This is a genomic window from Pseudokineococcus lusitanus (assembly GCF_003751265.1).
In the GTDB taxonomy this organism is placed as follows: Bacteria; Actinomycetota; Actinomycetes; order Actinomycetales; family Quadrisphaeraceae; genus Pseudokineococcus; species Pseudokineococcus lusitanus.
In genome coordinates this window covers 41,270-52,024 of the sequence record NZ_RJKN01000012.1, presented here as the reverse complement: position 1 = coordinate 52,024, position 10,755 = coordinate 41,270, and the positions used below count along the sequence as shown (strand labels likewise).

The window sequence follows — 10,755 nt, the reverse complement described above, 5'->3', positions numbered from 1 at the left end:
GCCGAGGTGGTCGGCCAGCCACTGCGTGGTCACGAGGCGCTCGGGGTGGGCGTACTGCGCCAGCGCGGGGCTCGGGTCGGTCGGGACGCTCACGGGTCTCCTCCTGGTGGGGCCGGGCCGCCTCGCGGGAGGCGGAGGGGTCTCGGTCTCGTACCTGCTGGGCGCAACGTCGCCCGCGCGGACCGATCTTCCCGGACGGCACCCCGCGTCCGTGCCCTTGCCCGCCAGCCGGGACGCCGCGGCGGCGCGTCCTGCGTAGGGTCGACGCCCGTGGTGGACCCCCGCACTGGTGACGGCGTCGGCTCCCTCGTCGGCAGGACGCCGCAGCTGGGGCGCGACCGCATCGTCGCCGAGCTCGTGCCCTCGCCCAGGTTCGCGGACGTCTCCTTCGGGTCCTACGTCCCCGCCCCCGACCAGCCCTCCCAGGCGCGGGCCGTCGAGGTGCTGCAGGGCCTCGCCGAGCGGGTCCGCGCGGGGCGTGCGGGGGAGCAGGGCGGCTCCGGCCTGCGCCGCCTCCTCGGGGGACGACCCAAGGCGCCCGCCGGCGCCCCCGGCGTCTACCTCGACGGCGGCTTCGGTGTCGGCAAGACCCACCTGCTCGCGTCCACGTGGCACGCCGTCCCCGGGCCCAAGGCCTTCGGCACCTTCGTCGAGTACACCAACCTCGTCGGCGCCCTGGGCTTCGCCGAGGCCGTGCGCGCGCTCTCGCCCATGACGCTCGTGGCCATCGACGAGTTCGAGCTGGACGACCCGGGCGACACCGTCCTCATGGCCCGGCTCCTGCGCGAGCTCGTCGACGCCGGCGTCCACCTCGCCGCCACCTCGAACACGCTGCCCGGGTCCCTCGGCGAGGGGCGCTTCGCCGCCGACGACTTCCTCCGCGAGATCCAGGCGGTGGGCAGCCACTTCGAGGTCGCCCGCGTCGACGGCGAGGACTACCGCCACCGCGGCCTCCCCGACCCGCCCGCGCCGCTCGACGACGCCGACCTCGTCACGGCCGCCCGCGACGCCGGGCCCGGCGCCGTGCTCGACGACTTCGGCGCCCTCACCGAGCACCTCGCCCGCGTCCACCCCAGCCGCTACCGCGCGCTCCTCGACGGGGTCGAGGCCGTCTTCTGGCGGGACGTCCGCCCGCTCGCGGACCAGAACGTCGCCCTGCGAACCGTCGTCCTGGCCGACCGGATGTACGACCTCTCGCTCCCGTTGGCCGTGTCCGGCGCCGGCCTCGCGGACCTCTTCACCCCCGAGATGCTCGAGGGCGGGTACCGCAAGAAGTACTACCGCGCCCTGTCCCGCCTCACCTCGCTGGCCCGCGGGACGGCCTGACGCCCCGGCCCCGCGCCGCCGGCCACGACGCTTGACCCCGGGCCGTCCGCGGGCGACGCTCGCCGCGCCGCAGCGGCACCGACGCCGCCGCGCACCCGCCGAGGCCGTGCGGGCAGGACCAGGGGCCGACGACGACGTCGGCGAGGGGGAGCGCCATGAGCCGTCACGACCAGCCGACCACGCGGAGCGTCCCGACGCCCCGCCCCGCGGTGGCGTCCCGCCCGGGGCGCCGGGCCGTCCTGGCCGGGGCCGCGGGGGCGGCGGCCCTCGCCGTGGGGGCCCCGACGGCCGCCACGGCCCGGACGCCGCGGCGCGACCCGCGCGTCCTGCGGTCCGCCCGCAGGGGGCTGGACTTCCTCGGCCGCATGACCGCCGCCTACGACGACGTCACGGGCGGCGGGCCCGTCCTGGCGCAGAGCTACAGCGACCAGAACGGCCTGTTCGCCACGGCCTTCGTCTACGACCAGGCGCTGGCCGTCTGCGCGGCCCTCGCCGCCGGTCGCCCCGGCGAGGCCGTGGCCCGCCGCCTGGGCGACGGCCTCCTCTTCGCCCAGGACAACGACCCCGTCCACGACGACGGCCGGCTGCGCCAGGCCTACAACGTCGGCCCGTACACGTTCTACGACGGCTCCCGCAACGAGCACGGGCTCCGGCTGCCCGACGGGACCGCCAACGTCGGCTACCAGTTCGGCTTCCTCGGCACCGCCGTCGGCGACATGGCCTGGCCGGGCATGGCCCTCGCCCAGCTCGCCGGGCGCACGGGGGAGGCGCGCTACCTCGAGGGGGCGCTGCGCATCGGCCGGTGGATCACGACGAACGCGCGCAACGGCGGCGCCCTCGGCGGCTTCTCCTTCGGCGTCGACGCCGCCGGGAACCGTGTCCCCAACGTCTCGACCGAGCACAACGTCGACTGCGTCGGGTTCTTCGGCCAGCTCGCCGCGGCCACGGGCGACGCCGCGTGGGCCCGGGAGGCCGACGAGGCCCGCGCCCTCGTCGAGCGCACGTGGGAGCCGGTCGGCGGGTACTTCTACACCGGCAGCAACGACGGCAGCACGCTCAACCGCGACCCGCTGCCGCTCGACCCCCAGACCTGGAGCTGGCTCGCGCTGCAGGACAGGCGCTTCGCCGGCGCCCTCGACTGGGCCGCGTCCGCCCTCGCGGTCGTCGACGACGCCGCGCAGCCGCGGAGCGCGCTGCCCGACGGCCTGCGCGTCGGCGGCGTGACCTTCAGCTCCGCGAGCCTCACGTCGACCGCCGTCTACGACGGGCGCGGGGTCAACCCGCAGGGCGTGTGGTGCGAGGGGACGGCGCAGCTCGCGACGTCCCTCGTCGACCGGGCCGGCCGCCGCGCCACCGGCCGGGCCGACGAGGAGCGCGCGGCGGCGCTGCTCCAGAAGATGCGCCGCGCCCAGGAGGGCGTCGGGCAGGGCCAGACGGTCGGCGGCCGCCCGCTGCCGGCGGCGTCGGGGCTCGTCGCCGCGACGAGCCCGATCGACACGGGCTTCGGCTTCGGCTACTTCCCGTCCCAGCACGTCGGGGCGACGGCCTGGTACGTCATGGCCGTCGAGGGCGCCAACCCCTTCCGGCGCACCGGGCTCCGCTGAGCCGCGCGGGCCGGCGGGACGTCCCGCCGGCCCGCCGCCGGGGCGGGCGCCGCGGCGTCAGCGGAGCCGGACGACCGCCACCGAGTGCGCCGGCAGCCGGACGACCTCGCCCTCGGCGACGACCTCGGCGTCCCCGTCCTCGCCGCCGTACGCGGCCACGAGCTCGGCGCCGCTCTCGCCCTCCACGCCGCCGCCGCGCTGGACGCCGACCTCCTGCGCCGTGTCGCCGAGGTTGGCGACGACGCGGAACGCACCGCGCACGAGCACGAGCCAGCCCGCGTCCTCGTCGCCGACGAGGTCGAGCGACGGAGACCGGCCCAGGACGTCGTCGCGCAGGTCGCCCTCGGCGGCCCGCAGCGCCAGCAGGCGGCGGTGCCAGTCCAGCAGCGCCGCCCCGCGGCCCGTCGTCGGCTCCGCCCAGTCGAGCACCGACGCGTCGCGGGTCGCGGCGTCCTGCGGGTCCGGCACGTCCTCGGCGTCCCAGCCGTGGGAGGCGAACTCGCCCCGCCGGCCCTCGCGGACCGCGGCGGCCAGCTCCGGGTCGGGGAAGTCCGTGAAGAACTGCCAGGGGGTGCGGGCTCCCCACTCCTCGCCCATGAAGAGCATCGGCGAGAAGGGGCCGAGGAGGACGAGCGCCGCGCTCGTGGCGAGGACGCCGCCGGGCAGCGTCGCCGAGGGACGGTCGCCCGTCGCGCGGTTGCCGACCTGGTCGTGGTTGGACGTGTAGGCGACGAAGGAGCCGCCGCGGTGCAGCGTCGGGTCGACCGGCCGGCCCCACACCTCGTCCCGGAAGGTCGAGAACGTCCCGGCGTGGAGGAAGGCGCCGGTCATCGTCGTCCGGAGCACGTCGACCGAGCCGAAGTCCACGTAGTAGCCCTGCCGCTCCCCGGTGACGAGGGCGTGCAGCGCGTGGTGGACGTCGTCCGCCCACTGCGCCTGCATGCCCCAGCCGCCGTCGCGCGCCGGCTCGACGGTGCGCGGGTCGTTGAGGTCCGACTCGGCGACGAGCGTCAGCGGGCGGCCGACCTCGTCGGAGAGCTCCGCCGCCTTGAGCGACAGCTCGGCGAGGACGTGGACCGCCGAGTCGTCGACGAGGGCGTGGACGGCGTCGAGCCGCAGCGCGTCGACGTGGAAGTCGCGCAGCCAGCGCAGCGCGCCCTGGACGACGTAGGCGCGCACCTCCCGTGAGCCGGGGGCGTCGAGGTTGACCGCGGTGCCCCAGGGGGTCTCGTGCTCGTCGGTGAAGTACGGCCCGAACTCGGGCAGGTAGTTCCCCGCCGGCCCGAGGTGGTTGTAGACGACGTCGAGGCAGACGCCGAGGCCGCGGGCGTGGCAGGCGTCGACGAAGCGCTGGAGCGCCTCCGGCCCGCCGTACGGCTCGTGGACGGCCCACAGGCCGACGCCGTCGTAGCCCCAGCCCCACCGGCCGGGGAAGGCGGCGACGGGCAGCAGCTCGACCACCTGGACGCCGAGGTCGACGAGGTGGTCCAGGCGCCCCACCGCGGCGTCGAGGGTGCCCTCGGCGGTGAAGGTGCCGACGTGGAGCTCGTAGAAGACCGCGCCCCGCCCGTCGACCCCCGCCCAGCCCTCGTCCGTCCAGGCGAACGCCGCCGCGTCGAAGACCCGGCTCGGCCCGTCCGGCCCCTGCGGCAGCCAGGCGCTGCGGGGGTCGGGGCGGGCGGGCCCGCCGTCGAGCGAGAAGGCGTAGTCGGTGCCGTGGCCGGCGTCCGCGACGGACGCGGACCACCAGCCCCCGCCCGCGCGGACGGCCTCGACGCGCGGGGCGTCGTCCGCCGCGGCGCCGGCGGCGGGCAGCAGGACCTCGACGCGCGCGGCGTCGGGGGCCCAGACGGAGAAGTCGTGCACGGGGTGCCTCCTGGTGCGTGGTGCAGGTGCGGGAGCCGGCGGGCCGCCGGGGTCGGTCAGGAGCGCTCGAGGAGGAGCGCGACGGGCAGGTCGGCCAGCAGGTCGGCCAGGCGCGCGGCGCCGGCCGCGTGCTCGCGGCCCGTGAGGACGTCGACCCACGTGCCGCCGTCGTCGACGTCGGGCAGCGTCAGGACGTGGTCGCCCCACCCGCCGAAGCGGGCGAGGGCGTCCGGCAGGCGGGTGGCCACCGTGACGGCCCGGGCGCGCCCGGCCTCGGTGCGGGCGAAGGCCACGGCCGACCCGCTGGAGGTCGGCAGCGGTGCGTACCCGGCGTCCGGCCCGGTGAAGGCGCCGACGAGGTCGCGCCGCGCCCGCAGGGCCCGCGAGGTGACGAGGAGCTTCTCCTCGTCGAGGTCGCGCGGGCGGGCACCGCCGTCCAGCCGGTCGAGCAGCGTGCTGCGGCGGTCGTAGTCGACCGCGCGACGGTTGTCGGGGTCGACGAGCGAGCGCTCGCCCAGCTCGGTGCCCTGGTAGACGTCGGGCACGCCCGGCATCGTCAGCTGGACGAGCTTCTGCCCCAGCACGGCCGTGCGCGCCGCGGGCGCCGTGGCGCGCACGAAGTCGCCGACCTGGGCCAGCACCGCCTCGTCGCCGAGGACGCCGCGGGCGAAGGCCGCCACCGCCTCCTCGTAGTCGGCGTCGGGCGCCGTCCACGTCGTGTGCCGCTTGGCCTCCTTGACCGCCTTCTCGAGGTACGCGAGCAGGCGCTCCTCGGTGATCGGCCCGCCCGGGCCCTCGACGCCCGCGGGCGTCCACGTCGCGACGAGCGTCTGCCACAAGAGCAGCTCGGTCGGCCCGTCGAGCAGCGGGGAGCGGTGGGCGGCGGCCGCGGCACGCCAGAGCGTCAGCGCCTCCGCCCACGCCGCCGGGACCCCGGCGACGACGGACAGCTGCACGCGGGCGTCCTCGGCCCGCTTGGTGTCGTGGGTCGAGAGCGTCGTCATCGTCGTCGGCCAGGACGTCACGAGGCCGGCGCAGAAGGCGTGGAACTCCTCGGGGGAGACGCCGAACCGCTCGGGGGCGCCGCCGACCTCGTTGAGGCTCGACAGCCGGAACCAGCGGTAGAAGGCGGTGTCCTCCACGCCCTTGGCCATGACCGGCCCGCACGTCTGCTGGAAGCGGACGACGAGCTCGGCCCGCTCCGCCTCCGCGGTGCGGCCCGCCGACCCGGCCTCGCGGCCGAGCAGGAGGTCGCGGACGAGGTCGAGGGTCTCGTGCCGCTCCGGCGCCAGCCGTCCCCGCGCGTGCTCCACGGCCTCGTCGAGGACGTGGACCGCCTCCGCGGGGGCGTCCTCGCCGGGCACGACGTACGCGCGGTACCGGTCGAAGGCGACGAGCAGCTCGGTGACGACCTCGGTGAACGCGCGGCGGGTGTGATCGCGCAGCAGGACGTCGGCGTGGGTGATGCCCGCGAGGAGGTCCACGAGCCGGTGGACCTCGGTGTAGAGGTTGTCGGCGACGACCTCGCGCTTGGCCTGCTCGACGACGCCCGCGAAGTCCGCGGGGTCGCCCGTCAGCTGCGTGAAGAGCGCCGTCAGCGGCGCCTCCCCGGCCGGGTCGACGAAGAGGCCGCCCACGCGCAGCAGCGCGTCGTAGCCGGTCGTCCCCGCGCAGGGCCAGTCGTCGGGCAGCTGCTCGGCGCCCTCGAGAATCTTCTCGACGACGACCCAGGCGCCTCCCGTCCGGTCGGCCAGCCGCCGCAGGTACTCCCGCGGGTCGGCGAGGCCGTCCGGGTGGTCGATCCGGAGGCCGTCGAGCTCGCCGTCGCGCAGCAGGTCGAGCAGCAGCGCGTGGCTGGCGTCGAAGACCTGCTCGTCCTCGACCCGGACCGCCGCGAGCGTGTCGACGTCGAAGAAGCGGCGGTAGTTGAGCTCCTCGTCGGCCACCCGCCAGTGCGCCAGCCGGTACCACTGCGCCTCGACGAGCCGGTCCATCGGCAGCGACTCGCTGCCGGGCCGCACGGGGAAGACGTGGTCGAAGTACCGCAGCAGCGGCTCGTCCCCGCTCGTGTCGAGCTCGAGCTCGCCGGCCGCGAGCACCTGCCCGATGCGGGAGCCGAGGACGGGCATGAGCAGCGCGTGGTCGTCGGTCGTCCAGTCGACGTCGAACCACGCGACGTACGGCGAGAAGGGCCCGTCGCGCAGCACCGACCACAGCGCCGTGTTGGCCGACGCGGGCGTCGGCACGGCCATGTGGTTGGGGACGACGTCCGCGACCGCCGACAGGCCCTCGGCGCGCAGTGCGGCGAGCATCCGCTCGAAGGCGGGGCGCCCGCCGGCCTCGTCGGACAGCCGGGAGTGGTCGACGACGTCGTACCCGTGCTCCGAGCCCGGCGCCGCCTGGAGGACGGGCGACAGGTACGCGTGCGTGACGCCGAGGCGGGCGAGGTACCCGGCGACGGCGGCCGCGTCGTCGTAGGTGAAGGCCGGCTGCACCTGCAGCCGGTACGTCGACGTCGGCACCGGGCGGCCCGGGCCGGGCCGGTGCGCCCGGCGGCGGGCGCCGTCCTCGACGTCCCCGGTGCCGGGTGCGGCGTCGGTCGTGGTCATCGGGGGTCTCCCTTGCGACGGCGGGGCGTGCGGCGCGAGCCGGCGACGGGGGTGGCGGGGGAGTCGGTGGCCCCGGGCGTGCTGGCGGCCCGGGTGCGGCGGGCGGTGGCCCCGCCGTCCGCGGCGGCGCTGGCCCGCGCCGCGGTGCGGACCTCCTCGGCGGCGGCCTCCGGGTCGGCGACGAGCACCACCTGGCTGCGTGCGCCGAGGTGCAGCGACTGCCCGGCCTGCACGACCTGGCCGTCGAGCAGGCTGGCCGTGTCGACGAGGACCCGCCAGGCCGGGCCGTAGGCGGCGTCGGGCATGACGAACTCGAGCACCTCGTGGTGGCTGTTGTAGAGGACGAGGAAGGAGTCGTCGTCCACGCGCTCGCCGCGGGGCCCGGGCTCGGGGATGTCGTGGCCGTTGAGCCACACCATGACCGCGCGGGCGAAGTGGCTGTTCCAGTCGCCGTCGCGCATGACGCCGGCGGCCGGGGTCATCCAGACGATGTCCGAGAGGTCGGACTGCCCGCCCTTGGAGGCCTCGCCGCGGAAGAACCGGCGGCGCCGGAAGATCGGGTGGGCCTTGCGCAGGTGGACCGCGCGCCGGGTGAAGGCGAGCAGCTCGCGCTGCTGGTCGTCGAGCTGCCAGTCGATCCAGGCGGTCTCGTTGTCCTGGCAGTAGACGTTGTTGTTGCCCCCCTGCGTCCGGCCCAGCTCGTCGCCGTGGGCGATCATCGGCACGCCCTGGCTCAGCAGGAGGGTCAGCAGGAAGTTGTGCTGCTGGCGCGAGCGGAGGACGAGCACCTCGGGGTCGTCCGTCGGCCCCTCGACGCCGCAGTTCCACGAGCTGTTGTGGCTCTCCCCGTCGGCCCCGCCCTCGCCGTTGGCCTCGTTGTGCTTGTCGTTGTAGGACACGAGGTCCCGCATCGTGAAGCCGTCGTGCGCCGTGACGAAGTTGATGGACGCGACGGGGCGGCGGCGCGAGGACTCGTAGAGGTCGCTCGACCCGGTGATGCGGCTGGCGAACTCGGCCAGGGTGCCGCCCTCGCCGCGCCAGAAGTCGCGGACGGTGTCGCGGTACTTGCCGTTCCACTCCGTCCACAGGGGCGGGAAGCCGCCCACCTGGTAGCCCCCCTCGCCGACGTCCCAGGGCTCGGCGATGAGCTTGACCTGGCTGACGACCGGGTCCTGCTGGATGAGGTCGAAGAACGCCGACAGGCGGTCCACCTCGTGGAACTGGCGGGCCAGGGTCGAGGCGAGGTCGAAGCGGAAGCCGTCGACGTGCATCTCGGTGACCCAGTAGCGCAGCGAGTCCATGATGAGCTGCAGGACGTGCGGGTGGCGCATGAGCAGGCTGTTGCCCGTGCCCGTGGTGTCGAAGTAGTGGCGCTTGTCCGAGTCGACGAGCCGGTAGTACGCGGCGTTGTCGATGCCCCGGAACGACAGCGTCGGGCCCCGCTCGTTGCCCTCGGCCGTGTGGTTGTAGACGACGTCGAGGATGACCTCGATGCCCGCCTGGTGGAGCGCCAGCACCATCGCCTTGAACTCGGGGACCTGCTCGCCGCGCGTGCCGGACGAGGAGTACTGGCCGTGCGGCGCGAAGAATCCGATCGTGTTGTAGCCCCAGTAGTTCGACAGGCCCTTGTCGACGAGGTGGGTGTCCTGGACGAACTGGTGGACGGGCATGAGCTCGACGGCCGTGACGCCCAGCTCCACGAGGTGCTTGACCATCGCCGGGTGCCCGACGGCGGCGTAGGTGCCGCGCAGCTCCTCGGGGATGTCGGGGTGCGTCATCGTCAGGCCCTTGACGTGCGCCTCGTAGATGACCGACTCGTGGTACTCGTGCCGCGGCGTGACGTCGCGGCTCCAGTCGAAGAAGGGGTTGATGACGACCGACAGGGCCGTGTGGCCGAGGCTGTCGTCGTCGTTGAAGGCCGACGGGTCGTCGAAGCGGTACGAGAAGAGGGACTCGTCGCCGTCGTCCTGCCCGTCGATCGCCTTGGCGTACGGGTCCAGCAGCAGCTTGGCCGGGTTGCACCGGTGCCCCGCCGCCGGGTCGTAGGGGCCGTGCACGCGGTAGCCGTAGCGCTGGCCGGGGCGGACGCTCGGCAGGAAGGCGTGCCACACGAAGCCGTCCACCTCGGTGAGCGGGACCCGCGTCTCCCGGCCGTCGTCGCCGATGAGGCACAGCTCGACGCGCTCGGCGACCTCGCTGAAGAGCGCGAAGTTCGTGCCGGTGCCGTCGTAGGTGGCCCCGAGGGGGTAGGGGCTGCCGGGGTAGGTGAGCATGGGTCCGTCCGTCTCGTCGGGCAGGTGCGCCCCGCGCGACGGTCCCCGGGGAGCCGGGACCCGGCGTCGGGAGCACGGTCACCCAACCGCACCGGGGGGTCGCCCGCGCGTCGGGGCCCGACGGCGCGCCGCCCGCCCCCCGCCGGGCCTAGCCTGCGGAGCCGTGGCGGACGTGCGGCAGGCCCTGCGCCGGGGCGACCTCGCGCCTGCCCGCCGGCGCACCCGCCGGGGCCGGGCGTGGGCCGTCGTCACCGGTGCCGTCGGGCTCGGCGCCCGTCACCGCGTCACCGGGCTCGCGGCCGAGGCGGCCTTCTTCGCCCTGCTGTCCCTGCCCCCGCTGGTCCTCGGCCTCGCGGGCCTCGCCGCCCTCGTCGGCTCGCGGCTCGGCGCGGACACGACGACCCAGCTCACCGACGTCCTCCGCACCCAGCTGAGCCCCTTCCTCACCGAGCGGGTCGTCGACTCGACGATCCTGCCGACGCTGGCGCAGGCGCTCGAGGGACCACGTTTCGACGTCATCTCGCTGGGCTTCCTGCTGTCGCTGTGGTCGGGCTCGCGGGCGCTCGCCGTCCTCCTCGACACCGTCTCGATCATGTACGGGATGGGCGGGCGCCGGGGCGTCGTCAGGGCCCGGGCCCTGTCGGTCGTCCTCTACGTCGTGGGCCTGCTCCTCGGCGCCGTCGCGCTGCCGCTGCTGCTCGCGGGGCCGGGCGTCCTCGAGCGGCTGCTGCCGGACGCGCTCGCCGACCTCGTCGGCCTCTACTGGCCCGCGGTCCTGCTCGCCGGCTCGCTGCTCCTGGCCGTTCTCTACCACGCGGCCACGCCGGAGCGGCTGCCGTGGCGGCGCACGGTGCCGGGCGCCGTCGTAGCGCTCGGGCTCTGGGTGCTCGCGTCGTGGGGCCTGCGCGTCGTCCTCGGGCTGACGACCGGGACCGAGACCGGCGTGACGATCTACGGCCCGCTGAGCGCGCCGATCGTCCTGCTGCTGTGGCTGTACCTGCTGGCCCTCGCCGTCCTCGTGGGCGCCGGTGTCAACGCCGCCGCCGAGGCCCAGCACGACGACGCGACGCGCTGACC

General features: G+C 75.7%; 6 protein-coding genes. 3 read left to right on the top strand and 3 right to left on the bottom strand.

The features are described 5' to 3' along the window. Window positions 1-270: 270 nt before the first annotated feature. Window positions 271-1,326, top strand: a complete 1,056-nt coding sequence (gene zapE, locus EDC03_RS16895; protein WP_199720375.1) for a cell division protein ZapE — start codon at window positions 271-273, stop codon at window positions 1,324-1,326. Between the two features lie 155 nt (window positions 1,327-1,481). Beyond that, entirely contained in the window at window positions 1,482-2,930 is a 1,449-nt protein-coding gene (locus EDC03_RS16890) for a hypothetical protein (RefSeq protein ID WP_199720374.1), read from the top strand. A gap of 57 nt (window positions 2,931-2,987) precedes the next feature. Here EDC03_RS16890 and treZ read toward each other — a convergent pair whose 3' ends face one another. From treZ to glgX, 3 genes are read right to left on the bottom strand one after another with little or no spacing between them, the layout of a single operon-like run. Continuing rightward, on the bottom strand, window positions 2,988-4,796 hold the full coding sequence (gene treZ / locus EDC03_RS16885) for a malto-oligosyltrehalose trehalohydrolase (protein ID WP_123381434.1): 1,809 nt from the start codon (window positions 4,794-4,796) through the stop codon (window positions 2,988-2,990). Window positions 4,797-4,852: 56 nt separating this feature from the next. Then, window positions 4,853-7,405 (bottom strand): malto-oligosyltrehalose synthase, encoded by a 2,553-nt coding sequence (gene treY / locus EDC03_RS16880; RefSeq protein ID WP_123381433.1) that lies wholly within the window; start codon window positions 7,403-7,405, stop codon window positions 4,853-4,855. Next, on the bottom strand, window positions 7,402-9,678 hold the full coding sequence (gene glgX / locus EDC03_RS16875; RefSeq protein WP_123381432.1) for a glycogen debranching protein GlgX: 2,277 nt from the start codon (window positions 9,676-9,678) through the stop codon (window positions 7,402-7,404). Before glgX ends, treY begins: the two co-directional genes overlap by 4 nt. Before the next feature lie 163 nt (window positions 9,679-9,841). On the opposite strand from glgX, the gene EDC03_RS16870 reads away from it, so the two are divergent. After that, entirely contained in the window at window positions 9,842-10,753 is a 912-nt protein-coding gene (locus EDC03_RS16870; RefSeq protein WP_123381431.1) for a YihY/virulence factor BrkB family protein, read from the top strand. The last annotated feature ends 2 nt before the right edge of the window (window positions 10,754-10,755 follow it).